This is a genomic window from Cyanobium sp. CH-040, assembly GCF_024346135.1.
Classification (GTDB): domain Bacteria; phylum Cyanobacteriota; class Cyanobacteriia; order PCC-6307; family Cyanobiaceae; genus NIES-981.
The window spans coordinates 1-19265 of the sequence record NZ_JAGQCJ010000011.1 but is presented as its reverse complement, the minus strand read 5'-3'; the positions used below and the strand labels follow the sequence as shown (position 1 = coordinate 19265).

General features: G+C 70.1%; 20 protein-coding genes. 12 read left to right on the top strand and 8 right to left on the bottom strand.

The window, feature by feature from the left end:
• Positions 1–88 precede the first annotated feature (88 nt).
• A complete protein-coding gene (locus tag KBY90_RS10595) occupies positions 89–2287 on the top strand; it encodes a type II secretion system protein GspD (protein WP_254968584.1) in 2199 nt (732 codons plus the stop codon).
• A 118-nt stretch (positions 2288–2405) separates the two neighbouring features.
• Here the strand turns inward: KBY90_RS10595 and KBY90_RS10590 are convergent, their stop codons facing one another.
• Entirely contained in the window at positions 2406–3287 is an 882-nt protein-coding gene (locus KBY90_RS10590) for a hypothetical protein (RefSeq protein WP_254968583.1), read from the bottom strand.
• Between the two features lie 175 nt (positions 3288–3462).
• Between KBY90_RS10590 and KBY90_RS10585 the strand changes: the two genes are divergently transcribed.
• From KBY90_RS10585 to KBY90_RS10560, 6 genes are all read left to right on the top strand, one after another.
• Positions 3463–4314 carry a DUF4115 domain-containing protein gene (locus tag KBY90_RS10585; RefSeq protein WP_254968582.1) on the top strand — a complete coding sequence of 284 codons (852 nt, stop codon included), beginning with the start codon at positions 3463–3465 and terminating at the stop codon, positions 4312–4314.
• A 113-nt stretch (positions 4315–4427) separates the two neighbouring features.
• Positions 4428–5780 (top strand): nucleotide sugar dehydrogenase, encoded by a 1353-nt coding sequence (locus KBY90_RS10580; protein WP_396122571.1) that lies wholly within the window; start codon positions 4428–4430, stop codon positions 5778–5780.
• A 3-nt stretch (positions 5781–5783) separates the two neighbouring features.
• A complete protein-coding gene (locus tag KBY90_RS10575) occupies positions 5784–6743 on the top strand; it encodes a UDP-glucuronic acid decarboxylase family protein (RefSeq protein ID WP_254968579.1) in 960 nt (319 codons plus the stop codon).
• Positions 6743–7774, top strand: a complete 1032-nt coding sequence (locus KBY90_RS10570) for an NAD-dependent epimerase/dehydratase family protein (RefSeq protein WP_315858727.1) — start codon at positions 6743–6745, stop codon at positions 7772–7774. The genes KBY90_RS10575 and KBY90_RS10570 overlap by 1 nt, the downstream gene beginning before the upstream one ends.
• 57 nt (positions 7775–7831) lie before the next feature.
• A complete protein-coding gene (hisS, locus tag KBY90_RS10565; RefSeq protein ID WP_254968577.1) occupies positions 7832–9115 on the top strand; it encodes a histidine--tRNA ligase in 1284 nt (427 codons plus the stop codon).
• A gap of 88 nt (positions 9116–9203) precedes the next feature.
• Positions 9204–10034, top strand: coding sequence for an LpxI family protein (locus tag KBY90_RS10560; RefSeq protein ID WP_254968575.1), 831 nt, complete (start codon positions 9204–9206; stop codon positions 10032–10034).
• A gap of 22 nt (positions 10035–10056) precedes the next feature.
• Here KBY90_RS10560 and hisB read toward each other — a convergent pair whose 3' ends face one another.
• On the bottom strand, positions 10057–10689 hold the full coding sequence (hisB, locus tag KBY90_RS10555) for an imidazoleglycerol-phosphate dehydratase HisB (RefSeq protein WP_254968573.1): 633 nt from the start codon (positions 10687–10689) through the stop codon (positions 10057–10059).
• A gap of 122 nt (positions 10690–10811) precedes the next feature.
• On the opposite strand from hisB, the gene KBY90_RS10550 reads away from it, so the two are divergent.
• Together KBY90_RS10550 and KBY90_RS10545 are read left to right on the top strand one after the other, a co-directional pair.
• Complete coding sequence (locus KBY90_RS10550) at positions 10812–11078, top strand: hypothetical protein (protein ID WP_254968572.1); 267 nt, start codon at positions 10812–10814, stop codon at positions 11076–11078.
• Positions 11075–11509, top strand: a complete 435-nt coding sequence (locus KBY90_RS10545) for a TA system VapC family ribonuclease toxin (protein ID WP_254968571.1) — start codon at positions 11075–11077, stop codon at positions 11507–11509. The genes KBY90_RS10550 and KBY90_RS10545 overlap by 4 nt, the downstream gene beginning before the upstream one ends.
• On the opposite strand, the gene fabI is transcribed toward KBY90_RS10545, so the two are convergent.
• A complete protein-coding gene (gene fabI, locus KBY90_RS10540; RefSeq protein ID WP_254968570.1) occupies positions 11496–12278 on the bottom strand; it encodes an enoyl-ACP reductase FabI in 783 nt (260 codons plus the stop codon). The two genes, KBY90_RS10545 and fabI, sit on opposite strands and share 14 nt — an antisense overlap.
• A gap of 94 nt (positions 12279–12372) precedes the next feature.
• Here fabI and KBY90_RS15175 point away from each other — a divergent pair, with 94 nt between their 5' ends.
• Positions 12373–13746, top strand: coding sequence for an FAD-binding domain-containing protein (locus KBY90_RS15175; protein ID WP_396122568.1), 1374 nt, complete (start codon positions 12373–12375; stop codon positions 13744–13746).
• Here KBY90_RS15175 and KBY90_RS10525 read toward each other — a convergent pair.
• A complete protein-coding gene (locus KBY90_RS10525; RefSeq protein ID WP_254968568.1) occupies positions 13724–14314 on the bottom strand; it encodes a hypothetical protein in 591 nt (196 codons plus the stop codon). The two genes, KBY90_RS15175 and KBY90_RS10525, sit on opposite strands and share 23 nt — an antisense overlap.
• Before the next feature lie 18 nt (positions 14315–14332).
• Between KBY90_RS10525 and KBY90_RS10520 the strand changes: the two genes are divergently transcribed.
• Together KBY90_RS10520 and KBY90_RS10515 are read left to right on the top strand one after the other, a co-directional pair.
• A complete protein-coding gene (locus KBY90_RS10520; protein ID WP_254968567.1) occupies positions 14333–14977 on the top strand; it encodes a thioredoxin family protein in 645 nt (214 codons plus the stop codon).
• Positions 14978–15010: 33 nt separating this feature from the next.
• Positions 15011–16159, top strand: a complete 1149-nt coding sequence (locus KBY90_RS10515) for a DegT/DnrJ/EryC1/StrS aminotransferase family protein (protein ID WP_254968565.1) — start codon at positions 15011–15013, stop codon at positions 16157–16159.
• A 3-nt stretch (positions 16160–16162) separates the two neighbouring features.
• Here the strand turns inward: KBY90_RS10515 and KBY90_RS10510 are convergent, their stop codons facing one another.
• The 4 genes from KBY90_RS10510 to folK form a co-directional block, all read right to left on the bottom strand.
• Positions 16163–17707, bottom strand: coding sequence for an FAD-binding domain-containing protein (locus KBY90_RS10510; RefSeq protein ID WP_254968564.1), 1545 nt, complete (start codon positions 17705–17707; stop codon positions 16163–16165).
• A gap of 19 nt (positions 17708–17726) precedes the next feature.
• Positions 17727–18287, bottom strand: a complete 561-nt coding sequence (locus KBY90_RS10505) for an NUDIX hydrolase (protein ID WP_254968563.1) — start codon at positions 18285–18287, stop codon at positions 17727–17729.
• 102 nt (positions 18288–18389) lie between these two features.
• Complete coding sequence (locus KBY90_RS10500; protein WP_254968562.1) at positions 18390–18869, bottom strand: nucleoside deaminase; 480 nt, start codon at positions 18867–18869, stop codon at positions 18390–18392.
• A gap of 37 nt (positions 18870–18906) precedes the next feature.
• Positions 18907–19265: 2-amino-4-hydroxy-6-hydroxymethyldihydropteridine diphosphokinase (gene folK, locus KBY90_RS10495; protein ID WP_254968561.1), on the bottom strand; the 359-nt coding region annotated here is incomplete at its 5' end.

The following is a 19265-nucleotide window of genomic DNA, read 5'->3' as shown; positions in this document are numbered from 1 at the left end:
TGTTTCAACCGTTCGCTCTCGGTACATTTTTTTCACTTCACCGGTTCTCGCAGTGTCCAGCTTCCGTCGCTCTCGATTCCTGGCTGCGGTGCTGGCTGCCGGCACCACCACCAGCCTGGTGCTGGCCGAGGGCCAGGCCCATGCCCAGGCGTTCCGGCGCGGGGAGAGCGCACCCCGGCCATCTGCCTCGCAACAGTCGCCCCGGGCCGACGCCGGCCCTCTCCAGCTGAACGTGCGCCGCTTTCCCGACGCGGTGGAGCTGGTGATCGAGGGTGCCGGCGCCAGCCCCCAGCTGCAGCAGTCCACCACGCCGTCGGGCTGGCAGGGGCGTCTGGTGCTGGCGGCGCCTTCCGGTTTGCGCAGCGGTCCGCAGCAGCTGTCGTTTCCCGAGCTTGGTCTTCAGTCGGTGAGTCTTGCGGGCTCGGGCACCTCCTACCTGCTGCAGGTGGATGCGGCCCCTGGCATGACCCTGGGCCGGCCGGTGGTGAGCTCCGACGGGCGCGATCTGATCCTCACCTTCGCCTCGCCGGTGCCCCAGGCCCGGCTGCAGGTGAACCGGCCGAACCTCACCCAGCCCGGCGCCGTGCCGCTGCCCACCTACGCGCCGCCGCTGCAGCCCCGGGCCGTGGCCCCGCCACTGGGCGACATGGCAGTGGGCACGATGACGATGCGTGCGCCCGGCTACCTCAACGTCTCCGGCCCACCGGTGACGATGACCCTCAGGAATGCCCCCGCCAAGGATGCCCTGATGGCCCTGGCCCAGCTGGGGGGCTATGGCTTCGCCTACGTGGAGGATCCGGTTTCCAGTCAGGGCGCTCCAGGTACCACCCCCTCGCCCGGGTCGCGGCCCATTTCGGTGGCCTTCCGCAACGAGAGCTACGCCACGGCCATCAACACCACCCTCCTCTCGGCCGGTCTGCAGGGCAAGCGCGAAGGCAATGTGATCTTTGCGGGGCCGAATGCCCTCGGCAGTGGGATCGGCCCCCAGGTTTCCCGGGTGTATCGCCTCAATCAGGTGGGCCCCAACGCAGCGGCCGATTACCTGGCCAACCTGGGCGCCACCATCACCAAGACGGACACGATTCTCACCTCCGTGACCTCCGGTGTGACCGAATCCGAGCTTGTGGCCCGCAGTAACGCGTCCCAGACCACCCAGACCCAGGCCGTCACCCAGGTGCGGGAGTTCGGCGCCTCCCGGGGACCCCTGGTGGGCCTGAGGGCCACCACCGACACCCGTCTGGGCACGATCACGATGATCGGCTCGCCCAGCATCGTGGCCATCGGCGAACAGTATCTGAAGCAGTTGGATCTGCGGCAGCGTCAGGTGGCGCTTTCCCTGAAGATCCTGGATGTGGATCTCGGCAACAATTCGGAGTTCGACAACAGCTTCGCCATTCGCTGGGGCGACACGTTCATCGTCAATGATCGGGGCTCTCTGCTGGGAGCTTTTGGTCGTGCACTCCCGCCTGCGTTCCGGCCAAATCTTGCTCAGGTAAACCCAAGCGCTGGTTTTAGTGATCCTGCTCCCAACCCAGGTCTCGCCTACCCGGAAAATGAGTTCTTCAATTTCCTGAGAGCTCAGATCATCTCGAGAAACACCAAGCTTCTGGCGAGCCCCACCCTGATCCTTCAGGAAAATGCCTCTCTCTTGCGAGGAGGCTCTGAAACTGGTGTTACTGAGGTTGAGGATGATGTCGCGCAGGGTATCCGCGATATCAGCATTGATTCCCCGATTGGCCGGCGGAGGGCGAATGAAGGCGTGGTGCGTGTTGGCACTAATGTGGTAGTCAACTATGAAAATGTGGCCACTGAAGGAACAGTCGGGTGCACGCCTGAGCTCGCCACCGCTGGACTGGTGCTGGGTGCCAGGGTTGAAAAGATTGACGACAACGGTTTCGTCACCTTCACGTTGTCGCCAAGTGTCTCTGCGGTTGTTGATCAGCAGCCTGCCCCAGAAGGTTGTGGTGCGCCACTGAACATCCTCACCATCCGCAGTCTGGACACCGGAGCCCTGCGGGTCCGCGATGGTCAGACCCTGATCCTCACCGGTGTAATTTCGGATTTCACACGCTCCGAAGTGTCCAAGTGGCCGATCCTTGGCGATATCCCCCTGATCGGTCAGTTCTTCCGGGCCACCACCAACCAACGCGAGAAGCGCGAGCTGGTGATCATGGTGACGCCCCGCATCATCAATGATGATGATGGCGGCATGTTCGGGTATGGATTCCAGCCCTCAAGCAACACCGTGCGTGATCTACTCGGTGCCCCTGGTGCGCCTGGGTCCTGACTGGAACGTTCTTATCAAGAAGGGATCGGGATGTAGTTGAAGAGCTCTGGTAAAGGGCTATGGCTGATGCTTCTGTCTGACAGGGGCATCAGCCGTTCTTTACATGCCGACCTGTTGACTAAGTAGGTATCGGTGTGAAGATGTCGTCCGGTATCGGCTGGAAGATGGTCTTTGGTTGACGCGGGATCAGTGGAGGCTCTGCCCCCGGAAGGCTCGCGGTCCCTCCGAACGGATTCAGCGGTGTGTTGTCAAAGCTGCGCCAGCGGTTGTTGCGTCGCTCGAAATAAGCGTCGCGCAGCACGATCCGCTCAAGATTTTTTGTCTTGAACAGGGCTGAGCGGCTCGCCTCGGTCGAGGTGTCGTCGTCTCCGGTGGTGGTTGCCGTAAAGTTCACGCGGATGTTGGCGCGGCCGCGATCGCGCAGAAACACATCCACCTCGCCAGCATATTCATCGAAGAACAAGGTGTCAACGACGCGTTCAGACCTGGAGCCCTGAATGATGGCGTCGTTGTTCGCCCGGCTGAGGTAGAAGTTATTGGCCCCGGAGCCCTTGCCGGTGAGGGTGTCAAGCTCTCCTGTTTTTGTGGTTCCATCCCAGCGTCCGTTGGTGATCCAACGGGTTCTGCTCGCTGCAGGTGCCCTCGGGATGCTGGTGCCAAACGTGCTGCGGTACAGCTGATTCACAAGCAGATCCTGATCGAGCAGCTCGATTTTGCGGATTCCGCTCACCTGAATGCTCTGGAATTCGCCTGATGGCGTGGAGAGCTGGATCGTTGCGGTGCCGGCGCGGGTGAGAGAAGAATAGTTGATGTCACTGCTTGAAAACGGCAGTTCCACTGTGTTCTTGCCCCGGCCTCCATAGGCGAAGATGCTTGTGTAGAAATCGCTTGGCCGGCGCATCACGAAGCGATCATCGCCGTCCCGCCGGATATAGGTCTGGCGAAAGCGAATGTTGCCGCTCTCCGGAGGTTTGCCAAGCAGACGGGTGATGGTGGCCATGCTCACACCGGGTTTCTGTCAACATAGATGGCCCTTCAAATCAACGTCAATCACAGCGGTGCTTTCTTCGCTGTGCGCGCTGCGTCTTAGCGGTTAGCTTCGGGGTGACCTGCCCATGGCGCCGGCTGCGCCGCTTCGCGCTTCCGTCCTGTCCCTGTCCCAACACGCCGTTTCAGTGGCCCAGCCTCCCGTCCCCGAGTCTTCGCCCGGTCCTCCGATCGAGGAGCCTTCCGTCGCTGAGCTCGAGCAGGAGCTCACCCGCGTCAAGGCCGAATTGGAGGAGTACCAGGGACTCATCGAGGAGCTGCCCTCGATCTACGAAGGTAAGTTCCGCCATCAGCTGCATGATGTCGCCCAGGACATCCGCCGTCTGCTGGATGAGCAGCAGGCCCTCCAGGACCAGATCCGCCATGCCCTGGCTGCCGCTTCGCAGCCTGCGGCCCTTCCCGCAGCAGTCGCGGTGGCCAAGCCCCCGGAGCCGCCCAGCGCCCTGGCGCCGTCCCACGGCTGGTGGCTCCAGCTCCTCGCCGGTCTTCGCGGTCGCGGCAGCGCTGCCGCAGTTGAGCCGTCCGCGTCCTCCCGGACGCGCCTGCTGCTGACGGCCGCCATCACCACCCTCGCCGTGGCTGCCCTCGTGGCGGGCCTGGGGCTGTGGCGGCGCTCCCGAGGGCCTCAGCTGGCCACCCCCGCCGCTCCTCAGGCGGCTGCTCCCACTCCCGGCCCAGCCAGCGCTCCCAAGCCGGCGTCACAGCCTGATCCCGATCAGGAGCCGCAGCTGCGTCTGCGCTTCAACGGTGAGTGCTGGATCGAGGTGCAGACCCTCACCGGTGAGACGGTGCTCGTGAACACCTTCCAGGACGGTGAGACGCGCAGCCTGCCGATCGGCGAGGGCCTGCGCCTCCTGGCGGGACGGCCCGATCTGCTGGAGGTGAGTGTGGGAGAGGGCGAGTTCCGCTCCGTTGGGCCCATCGACCGCATCGACTGGGTCGTCATCCGTGCCCCGGACAGGCCGGAGGGTTCGTCGTAGCGTCGCCGGGACAACGGTCGGATGGCGTGAGCGGAAACGGGAACTGGGATGTGGCTGGACGTCGCATCCGCCATATCTGCTGCATCGGTGCGGGCTACGTGGGCGGGCCGACGATGGCGGTGATCGCCGACCGCTGCCCGGACGTGCAGGTGACGGTGGTGGATCTCAACGCCGAGCGGATCGCCGCCTGGAACGATCCCGACCTCCGCCAGCTGCCGGTGTACGAGCCCGGTCTGGATGCGGTGGTGGGCCGCTGCCGGGGCCGCAACCTGCACTTCAGCACCGAGGTCGAGCCGGCGATCGCCGCCGCCGACATGGTGTTCCTGTCGGTGAACACCCCCACCAAGCAGAAGGGCCTGGGTGCTGGGCAGGCCAGTGACCTCAAGTGGGTGGAGGCCAGCGCCCGCACCGTGGCCAGGGCGGCCCGGGGCCACACGATCGTGGTGGAGAAGAGCACCCTGCCAGTGCGCACCGCCGAGGCGGTGAAGGCGATCCTGGCGGCGGCCCCCGCCGGTGCCCCCGGCGGCAACGGCGAGCGCACGTTCGCGGTGCTCTCCAACCCCGAGTTCCTGGCCGAGGGCACGGCGATCGAGGATCTGGAGGATCCCGACCGGGTGCTGATCGGCGGTGAGGACCCGGAAGCGATCGCGGCCCTGGCGGCCATCTACGGCCAGTGGGTGCCGGCCGAGCGCATCCTCAACACGAACCTGTGGAGCAGCGAGCTGAGCAAGCTCACCGCCAACGCCTTCCTGGCCCAGCGGATCAGCTCGATCAACGGCATCGCCGCCTTCTGTGAGGCCACCGGCGCGAATGTGCGCGAGGTGGCGCGGGCGATCGGGGCCGACAGCCGCATCGGGCCGAAGTTCCTCAATGCCGGCCCGGGCTTCGGGGGAAGCTGCTTCCAGAAGGACATCCTCAACCTGGTGTACCTGTGCCGCCACTACGGGCTGGAGGAGGTGGCGGCCTACTGGGAGCAGGTGGTGACGCTCAACACCTGGCAGCAGCGGCGCATCGCCCGGCTGGTGGTGACCAAATTGTTCGGCACGGTGACGGGCAAACGCATCGGCGTGCTCGGCTTCGCCTTCAAGGCCGACACCAACGACACGCGCGAATCACCGGCGATCCGCATCTGCCGCGATCTGCTGGAGGAGGGGGCGGTGCTGCAGATCCTCGATCCCAAGGTGAGCGAGCGGCAGATCGCCCTCGACCTGGGCCAGCCCCCGGCCGGCGAGGGCCAGGACGGGGGTGAGGGCAGCTGGCGGCTGGTGCCGGATGCCACCCAGGCCGCCAGCGGCGCCGATGCGCTGCTGCTGCTCACCGAATGGCAGCAGTTCGCGGCGCTGGACTGGGCGGCGCTGGCGGCGGTGATGCGCCAGCCGGCCTGGCTGTTCGACGCGCGGGCCAAGGCCGATGCAGCGGCGGCACGGGCGGCGGGCCTGCACGTGTGGCGCGTGGGGGAGGGCTGAGCCATGCCCGCCTCTCCAACCCGCAACCTGGTGACCGGCGGTGCCGGCTTCGTGGGCTCGCACCTGGTGGACCGGTTGATGGAGGCCGGCGAGGAGGTGATCTGCCTCGACAACTACTTCACCGGCCGCAAGAGCAACATCGCCCAGTGGATCGGTCACCCGCGCTTCGAGCTGATCCGCCATGACGTCACCGAGCCGATCCGCCTGGAGGTGGACCGGATCTGGCACCTGGCCTGCCCGGCCTCGCCGGTGCACTACCAGTTCAACCCGATCAAGACGGCCAAGACGAGTTTTCTCGGCACCTACAACATGCTCGGTCTGGCGCGGCGGGTGGGCGCACGGTTGCTGCTGGCCAGCACATCGGAGGTGTACGGCGATCCCGAGGTGCACCCCCAGCCCGAGAGCTACCGCGGCTGCGTCAACACCATCGGCATCCGCAGCTGCTACGACGAGGGCAAGCGCATCGCCGAAACCCTCTGCTTCGACTACCGGCGCATGCACGGAACCGAGATCCGGGTGGCGCGGATCTTCAACACCTACGGCCCGCGCATGCTGCCCGACGACGGCCGGGTGGTGAGCAACTTCATCGTGCAGGCCCTGCGCGGCGAGCCGCTCACCCTCTACGGCGACGGCAGCCAGACCCGCTCCTTCTGCTACGTGGATGATCTGGTGGAGGGTCTGATCCGGCTGATGAACGGTGAGCACACCGGCCCGATGAACATCGGCAATCCCGGCGAATTCACGATCCGCCAGCTGGCCGAACGGGTGCGCGAGCGGATCAACCCCCAGCTGGACCTGATCTGTAAGCCACTGCCGGCCGATGATCCCACCCAGCGCCAGCCGCTGATCGATCTGGCCCGCGCCGAGCTGGGCTGGGAGCCCCAGGTGAAGCTGGACGAGGGCCTGGAGCCCACCATCGCCTGGTTCCGCTCGCTGCTGGACGCGGACTGCGTCAGGCCCTGATGGCCCGCCCCGTGCTCGTCACCGGTGCCGCGGGCTTCATCGGCGCCGCCGTGGCCCAGCGCCTGCTGCAGCGGGGTGAGACGGTGGTGGGCCTCGACAACCTCAACGCCTACTACGACCCCGCCCTCAAGCGGGCCCGGCTCGAGCGCGTCGCGGCCGCCGCCGAGGCTGGCAGCGGCGCCGAGGCCTGGCGCTTCCACCAGCTCGACATCAGCGACGGCGCCGCCGTGGCCGACCTGGTCGCCCGCGAGCGGCCAGACCGGGTGATCCACCTGGCGGCCCAGGCCGGCGTGCGCCACTCGATCGACAACCCGACGGCCTACATCCAGAGCAATCTGGTGGGCTTCGGTTCCATCCTCGAGGCCTGCCGCCACCACGGGGTGGCCCATCTGGTGTACAGCTCCAGCAGTTCGGTGTATGGGGGCAACACCAACCTGCCCTTCAGCGAACGTCAGCCGGTGAACCACCCGGTGAGCCTCTATGCAGCCACCAAGAAGGCCAACGAACTGATGGCCCACAGCTACAGCCACCTCTACGGGCTGCCGGCCACGGGTCTGCGCTTCTTCACGGTGTACGGGCCCTGGGGCCGGCCGGACATGGCGCCGATGCTGTTCGCCCGCGCGATCCTGGCCGGTGAGCCGATCCAGGTGTTCAACCAGGGCCGCATGCGGCGCGATTTCACCTACATCGAGGATGTGGTGGAAGGAGTGATCCGCTGCCTCGACAAGCCGGCCACGGCCGATCCCACGTTTGATCCCGCCGCCCCCGATCCGGCCACCAGCTGGGCGCCGCACCGGATCTTCAACATCGGCAACAGCCAGCCGGTGGAGCTGCTGCACTTCATCGCCGTGCTGGAACGGGCCCTGGGCCGCGAGGCGGTGAAGAAGTTCCGTCCCCTGCAGCCGGGCGACGTGGAGGCCACCGCCGCCGACACGGCGCTGCTGGAGGCCTGGGTGGGGTTCCGGCCGTTCACGCCGCTGGAGGAGGGCGTGGAGCGCTTCGCTTCCTGGTACCGCGAGCACCATGGGTGAGCGCTGCCGGGGCTGAGTGCCGCCAGGCAGACTCGTGCCCACCTGAGCGCCTCCGGTTTGTCTTCGCTCCAGAGCCTGCGCGGCATGGTCGACCTGCTGCCCGAGGTCACGGGCCTGTGGCAGCACGTGGAGGCCACCGCCCGCCTCCATTTCCAGCGGGCGGCCGTGCAGGAGATCCGCACGCCGCTGCTGGAGGTCACCGAGCTGTTCGCCCGTGGCATCGGCGAGGCCACCGACGTGGTGGGCAAGGAGATGTACACCTTCCTCGACCGCGGCGAGCGCAGCTGCACCCTGCGGCCCGAAGGCACCGCCTCGGTGGTGCGCGCCGCCATTCAGCACGGCCTGCTCAGCCAGGGCCCCCAGCGGCTCTGGTACGGCGGGCCGATGTTCCGCTACGAGCGGCCCCAGGCCGGCCGCCAGCGCCAGTTCCACCAGATCGGCCTGGAGCTGCTGGGTTTCGCCGATCCCCGCAGCGACGTGGAGGCGATCGCCATCGCCTGGGACCTGCTCGCCGACCTGGGCGTGGGCGGCCTGGCCCTGGAGATCAACACCCTCGGCAGCCCCGACGACCGTCTCCGCTACCGCGGCGAGCTGGTGGCCTGGCTGGAGGCCCACCGCGAGCAGCTCGATCCCGACTCCCAGGCCCGCATCCACGCCAACCCCTTGCGGGTGCTCGACTCCAAGGTGCCCGCCACCCAGGCCCTGCTGGCCGGCGCCCCCACCCTGGCCGATGCCCTCAGCGGCGAGAGCCACGAGCGCTTCGCCCGGGTGCGCCTGGGTCTGGAGGCCCTGGGCATTCCCTTCGAGCTCAATCCCCGCCTGGTGCGCGGCCTCGACTACTACAGCCACACCGCCTTCGAGATCACCAGCAGCCAGCTGGGCGCCCAGGCCACCGTCTGCGGCGGCGGCCGCTACGACGGCCTGGTGCAGCAGCTGGGCGGGTCCCCCACGCCGGCGATCGGCTGGGCCCTGGGCCTGGAGCGGCTGGTGCTGCTGCTCAGCCAGGCGGAGCAGCAGCCCGTCGCCCCGCCGGCCCTGGATCTCTATGTGGCGAGCCGGGGTGAGGCTGGTGAAGCGGCAGCCCTGCCCCTGGCCCGCCGCTGCCGCGCCGCCGGACTGGCGGTGGAGCTGGATGCCAGCGGCGCCGCCTTCGGCAAGCAGCTGCGCCGCGCCGACCGCTCCGGCGCCCGTTTCGCCGCCGTGATCGGCGACATGGAGGCCGGCGAAGGGGTGGCGCTGCTCAAGGATCTGCGCGGCGATGCAGCCGAGCAGCGGCTGGGCGTCGACGGCCTGATCGCGGTGGTGGGGGCACGGCGGGCGGGAGAGGGGCCGGCGGCATGACGCCCCAGCACCTGTCCACTACCAGCGGCACTGCGCTCGGGTGCGGCAGTTGACTGCCCCAGACCGTCTGCCGCAGCTGCCGGCCCGGATGGGAGATCCGACCCTCGCCATCATCGCCGGTGCCGGAGTGCTGCCCCGCATGCTCTCCCGCGCCCTGGAGGCCTCCGGGCGCGAGCACATCTGCTGCCGCCCCCACGGGGTGGAGGTGGAGCTGGAGGAGGTCGAGGACTTCTACTTCGAGCGGGCGATCTCCTTCTTCCGCTCCCTGGAGCAGCGCGGCATCCGCCAGGTGGTGATGGTGGGCAAGTTCCAGCGGCCGCGCGCCCTCAATCCCCTGCGCTTCGAGGGCTCCACGCTGATGGCCGCCCCACGGATCCTGGCCTCCCTGCGCAAGGGTGATGACGCCTCGCTGCGGGCCCTGGCCGAGATCATCGAGGAGCTGGGCCTGGAGGTGGTGGGCGTGGAGGAGGTGGCCCCCCACCTGCTGCCGGAGCCGGGCCTCTACGCCAGCCGCGTGCCCAGTGAGGCCGACCGCGCCGATGTGCAGCGGGCGGCCGACATCGTCGAGGCGATCTCGGCGGTGGACGTGGGCCAGGGGGCGGTGGTGGCCGGTGGGCTGTGCCTGGCCACCGAGTCGCTGCCGGGCACCGATGCCATGCTCGAGTGGGTGGCCAGCACCCGCGACCGCCCGCCGGAGGGGATCCGTACGGGCGTACTCTACAAGGCGCCCAAGACCCACCAGGACCGGCGCATGGACCTGCCGGCCATCGGTCCCGTGACCGTGGCCAAGGCGGCCGCCGCCGGGCTGGCCGGCATCGCCTGGGAGGCCCGCGGTGCCCTGCTGCTTGACGCCGAGCAGACCATGGCCGCCGCCGAGCACCACGGCCTCTTCCTCTGGGCCCGGCCGGCCCTCCACTGAGGCCCGCCGAGGGCGCCGAGGCTCAGGCGGCGCCGGCCCGCTCCAGCACCCCCTTGCTGCTGGGCACGGCTCCGGCCCGCCGCGGGTCGATCTCGGTGGCCATGCGCAGGGCACGGGCGAAGGCCTTGAAGCAGGCCTCCACGATGTGGTGCGAGTTGGCCCCCGCCAGCTGGCGGATGTGCAGGGTGAGGCCGCTGTTGTTCACCACCGCCACGAAGAACTCCTTCACCAGCTCGGTGTCGTAGCTGCCGATCTTCTGGGCCGGGATGGCGAGGTCGAAGCTCAGGTGGGGTCGGCCGGAGCAGTCGAGGGCCACCTGCACCAGGGCCTCATCCAGGGGCGCCACGAAGTGCCCGAAGCGCTGGATGCCCCGCCGGTCAGCCAGGGCCTGGGCGAGGGCCTGGCCCAGGGCGATGCCCACGTCCTCGTTGGTGTGGTGATCGTCGATGTGGGTGTCGCCCGTGGCCCGGATCTCCAGGTCGATCAGGCCGTGGCTGCTGATCTGGTGGAGCATGTGATCCAGAAACGGCACACCGGTGCTCGCCTGGCACCGGCCCGTGCCATCCAGGTTGAGCTGCACGCGCACGTCGGTTTCGCCGGTGACGCGGTGGATCTCGCCGCTGCGGGCTGGCGGGCTGGCGGTGCCGTTCTGCATGGGGACCCTGGTGGGGGCGGCGATCAAGGCCCTTTGATCATGCCGAAGCCGGCTGCTGCGCGCACAACGGCCCCAGGCCACCAATGATGCCATGATGCCCATTGTGGACGCATCTTGATGCCATGCGCACCACCCTCACGATCGACGACGCCCTGCTGCGGCAGCTGCGCCAGAAGGCCCTCGACACCGGCAAGCCCTTCAAGCAGGTGGTGAACGACACCCTGCGGGCAGGTCTCCATCAGCCAGCGTCCCCGCAGCGGGAGCCCTACCGCTGCCCCACGTTCTCGATCGGCGCCCTGGCCCCGGGGGTGGATCTCACCAAAGCCAATCAGCTGGCCGCAGCCCTGGAGGATGACCTTCTCATCGAGAAGCTGCGGCAGGGCCGGTGATCCTGATCGACACCAATCTCTGGCTTTACAGCTCGCTCCAGGACGTTCCTCAGCACGCCCAGGCCAAGGACTGGCTGGAGGCCACCTTCAACGGCGATGAGGCGATCGCCCTTCCCTGGAGTGTGGTGCTGGCCGTGCTGCGGATCAGCACCCACAGCCGGCTGATGCTGCGGCCCCTCAGCCCTTCCCAGGCCCTGGCGCTGGTGGAGGGCTGGCTGCGGCATCCAATGGTGGAGGTGGTGCAGCCGGGCCCGAGTCACTGGAGCGTGCTGCGTCTGTTGATCCAGGAGGCCGGCACCGCCGGCCATCCCACCAGAGATGCGCATCTGGCGGCGCTGGCGATCGAGCACGACTGCACACTCTGCTCGGCCGACAGTGATTTCCGCCGTTTCCCGGGGCTCCGCTTCCGCAACCCGCTCACATCCCCGTGATGCAATACCCCGCATCCACATAGATCACCTGGCCGGTGATGCCGGAGGCCAGGGGGCTGGCCAGGAAGGCGGCGGTGCCGCCGACTTCGTCCTGGGTGACGGTGCGGCGCAGGGGGGCCTTCTCCTCCACGTTGTGGATCATGTCGAGGATGCCGCCGATGGCCGAGCTCGCCAATGTGCGGATCGGGCCGGCGCTGATGGCGTTCACGCGCACCTGCTTGTCGGGGCCCAGCTCGGCGGCCAGGTAGCGCACCGAGGCCTCCAGGGCCGCCTTGGCCACGCCCATCACGTTGTAGTTGGGGATGGCGCGCTCAGCGCCCAGGTAGCTGAGGGTGATCACGCTGCCGCCGGGATTGAACAGGGGCTTGGCGAAGCGGCAGAGGGGGGCCAGGGAATAGGCGCTCACCTCCAGGGCCCGGGCGAAGCCCTCCGGGGAGATGGCGGAGTAGTCGCCGATCAGCTCCTCCTTGCCGGCGAAGGCCAGGCAGTGCACCAGCACGTCGATCGAGCCCCACTGCTGCTGAACTTTTTGGAACACCGCCTCGATCTGGGCCGGCTCCTGCACGTTCAGGGGCTCGAACAGGCTGGGCGCCAGGGGTGCGGTGAGCTCGCGCACCTTGCCCTCGAAGCGGCCCTTCTCATCCGGCAGGTAGGTGACCCCCAGCTCGGCGCCGGCCGCATGCAGCTGCTGGGCGATGCCCCAGGCGATCGACTTGTTGTTGGCGATGCCGGTGACGAGGGCCTTCTTGCCGCGCAGATCGAGGAGCATGGGAGGAGGTGGAGGAACGGGCTCAGAGCCGGTGGCGTCAGGTGCATCCCAGCGGCCACCGCTGTCTGGCGGCGATTCTCCCCCAGCCGCCGGCGTGGGCCGTCCCGGCTCCTGGCCCGGCGGCCGCCGGGAAGCCGAGCGGCGCCTGGCGGCCCTCGATCCGCAGGCCTACGGCGCCACCCGCAACCACCTCGATGGGGCCGTGACCCGGCTCTCGCCCTACATCCGCCATGGGGTGCTCACCCTGGCCGAGGTGCGCGAGGCCGTGTTCCAGTGGCTGCGGGAGCGGGGCTACGCGGAGCCCGAGCGGCGGTCGGAGGCGCAGCGGCTGGCCGGCAAGCTGATCAACGAGCTGGGCTGGCGCGACTACTGGCAACGGCTCTGGCGCCAGCTGGGCGACGGCATCTGGCACGACCTCGAACCGCTCCGCACCGGGCACCCCGCCGAGACCTATGCCCCGGAGCTGCCCCCCGACATCGGCGAAGGTCGCACCGGCTTGGTGTGCATCGATGCCTTCGCCGCCGAGCTGATGGCCACCGGCTGGCTGCACAATCACGCCCGGATGTGGCTGGCCAGCTACGTGGTGCACTGGCGCCGGGTGCGCTGGCAGGCCGGTGCCGCCTGGTTTCTGCAGCACCTGCTGGACGGCGACCCGGCCAGCAACAACCTCAGCTGGCAGTGGCTGGCCAGCAGCTTCAGCAGCAAGCCCTACATCTTCAACCGCGCCAACCTGGAGCGCTTCAGCGGCGGGCGCTTCTGCGCCGGCTGCCACCTGGCCGGCGATGGATGCCCGTTCGAGGCCTCCTACGAGGTGCTGCAGGCCCGCCTGTTCCGGACTGGCGAAACGCAGGACTCCCCCCGCTCTGCCGGTGAACCCGCCCCCGAACCCGCCCCCGAACCCGCCACCCAACCCGCAGCCGCAGCCGCCGTGAAGGCGACGCGGATCGTCCCGCCTGTCGCGCCTGCCGCCCCGCTTGCCCCCGCCTCGGGGCCGCCGCGCCGGCCGCTGGTGTGGGTGCATGGCGAGGCCCTGGGCCCTGCCAATCCGGCCCTCGAAGCCCACCCCGGCGCGCCGGCGCTGTTCGTGTTCGACGCCGAACTGATCGCCGGCCGCACCGCCACCACAGGCGGTCAGCCGCTGGCGCCGGGGCGGCAGCGCTTCCTGCGCGACTGCGTGGCGGAGCTGCCGGTGACCGTGCGTGAGGGCGACGTGGCCGCCGAGCTGCTGGCCGCCGCGGCCGCGGCCGGCGCTGACGGCATCGTCACCAGCCGGGCCGTGGATCCCCGCTTCACGGCCATCGCCCGGCGGCTGGCGGCCGCCCTGCCGCTGCAGGTGCTGGAGCCTGAGCCGTTCGTGGCCCTGCCGCTGGAGGGCGCCGGAGCCCCGGACCTGGGCCGCTTCTCGCGCTACTGGCGCCGGGCCGAGCCGCTGGTGTGGGCGGGGTTCAGTCCGGCCGGCCCGGGTTGACCAGGCGATTCTCCTGCTCCTCCACCGCCTTGGGATCGCTGAGCAGATCCTCTTCCTGCAGCAGCGGGAAGCTCTCGGCGGTCACCTCCTCGGCGCGGCGCGGTGGTTCCAGCCAGCGGAAGCTGCGGCGGGGATCGCGGCTGCGGCAGAGGGCCTCGCTCTCGCGCCGCAGGGCGCTGCGCACCTCGCCGCGGGCCACGGCGGCGAAGAACTCCTCCCGGGTGGCGAGCCCCGAACTGAACGGCGCGCTGCCGTTGCCGTTGAACAGCCGGGCAGCGTCGGGCCGCCAGCGCGGCTGGCAGACCCCGCTCTGGCTGGTGTCGGTGTCGATCCAGATGTGCAGGCCGTAGCCGTCGGGCTGGTTCACCACCGCCAGGCCGTCGTGGGGGGTGCGCCGCTGCAGCGGATAGACCGCCCAGGTGGGGTGGCGGTGGGCCGGCACGCAGCCGCCGGCCAGCAGGGCGGCCACGGCCGGCACCACCGCCTTCGCCAGCAGGCCGGCCGGCGCCAGCGGCGGCGATCCCCGGCGGATTCTGGGCTGCGACCTCCCTAACTTGGCGGCTGGCATTGCTTGCGGAACGGCCCCATGGCTCTGACGCCCTCCACCATGCTTCCCCTTGGCACGGCGCTGCCGTTCGCGGCGATCACGGCGGAGCTGGAGGCCGGCCACGCCCGCCAGGTGAGCGGCGAGCCGCTGCAGCCGCAAACCCTGGCGCAGGGCCCCCTGCTGGTGCTCTTCATCTGTGCCCACTGTCCGTTCGTGAAGCACGTGGAGCCGGAGATCACACGGCTGCAGGCCGATTTCGCCAGTCGGGCCGCCCACGGCCCCGCTGAACCGCAGCCAACGCTGGCGCTGCTGGCGATCTCCAGCAACAGCACCGCCACCCACCCCCAGGACGGCCCCGAGGGCCTGCGGGCCCAGGCCGAACGCCAGGGCTGGCGCTTCCCCTACCTCTACGACGGGCGCCAGGCCCTGGCCCGCGCCTTCCGGGCCGCCTGCACCCCCGATCCCTTCCTGTTCGCCCCGGCGGCCGATGGTGTGTCGCGGCTGGTGTACCGGGGCCAGTTCGACGCCAGCCGTCCCGGCAACGACAGTCCCCTCGACGGCCGTGACATCCGCGCCGCCATCGCCGCGGTGCTGGCCGGCGAGCCGGTGGCGGCGGAGCAGCGGCCGGCGATCGGCTGCAACATCAAGTGGCATCCAGGTGAGGAACCGGAATGGGCCCGGTGATGGCCATCGCCTGGCCCGCTTAAGGTTTCCGCCATGAACGTGCCCCCCTTCAGCCTCGGAGAGCAGCTCCAGGAACTCGGCGCTGAGCTCGACCAGGCGGTGCTTGAGGTGCTGCGCAGTGGCCAGTACATCGGTGGGGCCACCACAGCCGATTTCGAGGCCGCCTTCGCCGCCGCCTGCGGGGTGCCCCACGCCGTGGGCTGCAACAGCGGCACCGACGCCCTGGTGCTGGCGCTGCGCGGCCTGGGCATCGGCCCCGGCGACGAGGTGATCACCACCTCCTTCAGTTTCTTCGCCACGGCCGAGGCGATCAGCGCCGTCGGTGCCACGCCGGTGTTCGTGGAGGTGGAGGAGGGCAGCTACCTGATCGACCTCGACCAGCTCGAGGCCGCCATCACCCCCGCCACCCGTGCCCTGCTGCCGGTGCACCTGTTCGGCCGGCCGGTGGACATGGAGCGGGTGTGCGCCATCGCCGGGCGCCACGGCCTGCACGTGATCGAGGACTGCGCCCAGGCCACCGGCGCCCGCTGGGCTGGGCGGCCGGTGGGCAGCTGGGGGGACGCCGGCTGCTTCAGCTTCTTCCCCACCAAGAACCTCGGCGGCGCCGGCGACGGCGGGGCCGTCACCTGCCGGGATCCCGAGCTCGCCCGGCGCGTGCGCGAGCTGGCGGTGCATGGCATGCCGCGCCGCTACCTGCACACCGCCCTCGGCTACAACAGCCGCCTTGATGCCATCCAGGCCGCCGTGCTGGCGGTGAAGCTGCCGCACCTGAGCCGCTGGCTCGAATCCCGCCGTGCTCTGGCTGCCCGCTACAGCCGACAGCTCGCCGGACTGCCGGGCCTGCAGCTGCCCGATCCCGGCCCGGAGGGTCACAGCTGGAACCAGTACGTGCTGCGGGTGAGCTCCGCCGCTGCGGCTCCTGTCCCCAGCGCCCGTGATCGCCTCAAGGAGCAGCTCCAGGAGGCCGGTGTGAACACGATCATCTATTACCCGATCCCGATCCACCGCCAGCCCGCCTACGCCGGGCTCGGCTATGGACCCGGGTCGCTGCCGCTCACCGAGCGCCTCTGCGGGGAGGTGCTCAGCCTGCCGATCTTCCCCGAGCTGGGCGAGGCCCGCCAGCAACGGGTGATCGAGGTGCTGCACAGCCTGGTGGCGGCCCAGCAGCCCCTGGCGGCCTGATCCTCAGCCGCGAATGGTGGCGTACAGCGCCTTGAAGCGGGCCTGCTGCTGCTTGTGGTTCACCAGCGGCGCCGGGTAGCCGCGCCGCTCCAGCGGGGCGATCTCGCCGCTGAGCAGATCGCGGGTGCCCACGTGCTTCAGCTCCGGCAGCCAGCGGCGGATGTAGCGCGCTTCGGCGTCGAACTTCGAGGCCTGGGTGGCCGGGTTGAAGATCCGCAGGGGCTTGGGATCCATGCCGCTGCTGGCGCTCCACTGCCAGCCGCCGTTGTTGGCGGCCAGATCGCCATCCACCAGCCGGGCCATGAAGGCGCCCTCGCCCCAGCGCCAGTCGCAGATCAGGTCCTTCACCAGGAAGGAGGCCACGATCATGCGGCAGCGGTTGTGCATCCAGCCGCTCTCATTGAGCTGGCGCATGGCGGCATCGATGATCGGCATGCCGCTGAGCCCCTGGCGCCAGGCGGCGAAGCGCTCGGAGTCGTTCTCCCAGGGGAAGGCGCGCCACTGGGGCCGGTAGGGCCCGTCGGCCAGCTCGGGGAAGTGGAACAGGGCCTGCTGGTAGAACTCGCGCCAGGCCAGCTCCTGCTCCCACACCTGGATTGAGGCCAGGGCCTCCTGGGCGCCCCCCAGCGCCGCCACGGTTTGCCGGGCCTGCTGGGCCGCCGCCCAGGCCTGGCGGGGGCTGAGCGTGCCGAACTTCAGGGCCGCACTCAGCGCCGAGGTGCCCGTTTCGCCCGGGATGTTGCGGCCCTCGTCGTAGGCCAGCAGGGGAGCGGAGCGGCCGCTGCCGCCGAGGCCTGCCTGGCCCCGCCCCGTGCAGAAGGCCGCCAGTCGCTGCTGGGCTGCTGTTTCACCCGGGCGGCAGGGGCAGAGGTCGACGCCTGAGAAGCCGTGATTCAGCCAGTTCGGCGCTCCCGGCTCCAGGCTCACCTGGGGCAATCCGCCCAGGTGGGTGGGATCGCAGTCGATCAGGGAGCACGGTGCCGGCAGGGGATCCAGGCCACCCGAGGCGGCTGAACCGAGGCCCTCCAGCTGCTCCACCCGCCGGCGCCAGCTGCGCCAGTAGGGGCCGTAGACCCGGTAGGGCTCGCCGGCGCCGGTGGTCAGCGCCTCCGGCTCCACCAGCAGCTGGTCCCAGCCCGCCAGCACCCTGCGCCCCTTGGCCTGCAGGGCCCGCGCCACCCGCCGGTCACGCACGCGGGCGAAGGGCTCCACGTCGCGGTTCCAGGCCACCACCGCGGCGCCGAGGGCTTCGGCCAGGCGCGGCAGGAGTTGCTCGGGATCGCCCCGCAGGATCAGCAGCCGGCTGCCCGCCGCCCGCCAGCTCCCGGCCAGTTCCCGCAGGCTCTCCTGCAGAAACCACAGCCGCGCCGGCGCCACGGCGGGCAGGTCGCCCGGGATCTCCGCCGGCGCCCTCGCGTCGAGGATGGCCGGATCGAGCACGAACACCCCGGTCACCGCCGGGGTGGCGCGGGCTGCGGCGGCCAGGCCCAGGTTGTCGCTCAGGCGCAGGTCGCGGCGGTGCCAGAACAGCCAGCGGGGTGGGGTCATGGATCGCTTCGGCTGTCCATCAGAGCCCCAGCAGCTGCTTGGCCCGCAGCCAGGCGGTCACGCTCTTGCCGTCGAGGTATTCATCGCCGCTGGCCAGGGCCCCATCCAGCTCTCCCGGCTCCATCAGCAGCACCTCCAGGTCCTCGTCGTCGTCACCGGCGGGCCGCTCGCTCAGCTCCCGCAGCTCCCGGGCCAGGAACAGGTGGATCACCTCGTCGGAGTACCCCGGACAGGGGAGCATCGCTCCCAGGGGATCCCAGCGCGCGGCGCTGTAGCCCGCCTCCTCCTGCAGCTCGCGCTGCATGGTGCTCAGGGGCGTCTCGCCCGGGTCGAGGGTGCCGGCCGGAAACTCCAGCAGCCGGGTGGCCACGGCGAAGCGGTACTGGCGCAGGATCACCACCCGGCCGTCGTCGAGCACCGGCACCGCCAGCGAGGCGCCGGGGTGTCTGATCACGCCGAAGTGGCCCTCCACCCCCATCGGCAGCTCCACCCGGTTGATCTCGAAGCGCAGCTTGCGGGCATCGAGGGCAGCGGTGGTCTCCAGGTGGCGCGCGGGCTCGGGGGGCGGCAGGGGCGCCATCGGGGGCAGGGTGTTGCTGGGCTCAGCATCGCTCAGGCCCGGTGGCGTCCGCGCCCCCGTCAGGAAGCCGTGCTCCCCCCTGTCTTGCGCAGCGGCTGCCCTTCAGTAGCAGGCGCCGTCCTGCAGCCGGCGGAACTCCTCCCATACCGGCAGGGCCTCCGCACGCAGCAGCGGCTCGGGGGCCAGCTGACGCTCGCCGGCCGGCCGGGCCATGTCAGCGTGGATGCGGACGTCGTCGAACAGGTCGGCGTAGTCGCTCCAGAAGGAGGCGAAATACACCTTGCTGATCCGGGCCCAGTAGGCCGCCGCGTAACACATCGGGCAGCATTCGCCGCTGGCGTAGAGCACGGCGCCCCTGAGGTCGTGGCTGCCGAGGGCCCGGCAGGCCTGGCGGATGGCGTTCACCTCGGCGTGGGCGGTGGGGTCGTGGTCGCGCAGCACGCTGTTGCCGGCGGCCCCCAGCACCACCCCGTCGCGCACCACCACCGCGCCGAAGGGCCCGCCCGTGCGCTCCACGACCCCCGCCTGACGCATCAGGGCGATCGCCTGGCGCATGTGGGCCCGGTCGGCGGCGCTGGCCATCCCTTCCACCTCCCGAGTCCGGCTGCCGGCCTGCAGGCTAGTCAGGCCAGCCGGGGCGGCCCGCCAGCCGCTGGGGGGCGTCCTCGGCCCTGCCCGGCTGCAGGCTGGCCAGCAAGGCGGCCGCAGACGCACCACTGCCGGGGTCTGCCCCGGGCGGCACCAGGCCGGCATCGATCGCCGCCAGCGGTGCCAGCACGAAGCTGCGCTCGATGAGCCGCGGGTGGGGCAGCTCCAGGGCGCCGCCGCGGCAGCGCAGGTCGCCCCACCAGAGCAGGTCGAGATCGAGGCTGCGCGGGCCCCAGCGCTCGCGCCGGCGGCGGGCGAAGCGCCGCTCCAGCTCCTGCAGCTCCGCCAGCAGCTTCAGGGCCGCGACAGGCGGTGCCCGCCAGGCCACGC

Bases quoted from the DNA above. Each gene is read 5' to 3' on its own strand.
- KBY90_RS10590 (WP_254968583.1), bottom strand. From the start codon at position 3,287: ATGGCCACCATCACCCGTCTGCTTGGCAAACCTCCGGAGAGCGGCAAC.
- KBY90_RS10580 (WP_396122571.1), top strand. From the start codon at position 4,428: ATGGCGGTGATCGCCGACCGCTGCCCGGACGTGCAGGTGACGGTGGTG.
- KBY90_RS10575 (WP_254968579.1), top strand. From the start codon at position 5,784: ATGCCCGCCTCTCCAACCCGCAACCTGGTGACCGGCGGTGCCGGCTTC.
- KBY90_RS10570 (WP_315858727.1), top strand. From the start codon at position 6,743: ATGGCCCGCCCCGTGCTCGTCACCGGTGCCGCGGGCTTCATCGGCGCC.
- KBY90_RS10560 (WP_254968575.1), top strand. From the start codon at position 9,204: ATGGGAGATCCGACCCTCGCCATCATCGCCGGTGCCGGAGTGCTGCCC.
- hisB (WP_254968573.1), bottom strand. From the start codon at position 10,689: ATGCAGAACGGCACCGCCAGCCCGCCAGCCCGCAGCGGCGAGATCCAC.
- KBY90_RS10550 (WP_254968572.1), top strand. From the start codon at position 10,812: ATGCGCACCACCCTCACGATCGACGACGCCCTGCTGCGGCAGCTGCGC.
- fabI (WP_254968570.1), bottom strand. From the start codon at position 12,278: ATGCTCCTCGATCTGCGCGGCAAGAAGGCCCTCGTCACCGGCATCGCC.
- KBY90_RS10525 (WP_254968568.1), bottom strand. From the start codon at position 14,314: ATGCCAGCCGCCAAGTTAGGGAGGTCGCAGCCCAGAATCCGCCGGGGA.
- KBY90_RS10520 (WP_254968567.1), top strand. From the start codon at position 14,333: ATGGCTCTGACGCCCTCCACCATGCTTCCCCTTGGCACGGCGCTGCCG.
- KBY90_RS10515 (WP_254968565.1), top strand. From the start codon at position 15,011: ATGAACGTGCCCCCCTTCAGCCTCGGAGAGCAGCTCCAGGAACTCGGC.
- KBY90_RS10510 (WP_254968564.1), bottom strand. From the start codon at position 17,707: ATGACCCCACCCCGCTGGCTGTTCTGGCACCGCCGCGACCTGCGCCTG.
- KBY90_RS10505 (WP_254968563.1), bottom strand. From the start codon at position 18,287: ATGGCGCCCCTGCCGCCCCCCGAGCCCGCGCGCCACCTGGAGACCACC.
- KBY90_RS10500 (WP_254968562.1), bottom strand. From the start codon at position 18,869: ATGGCCAGCGCCGCCGACCGGGCCCACATGCGCCAGGCGATCGCCCTG.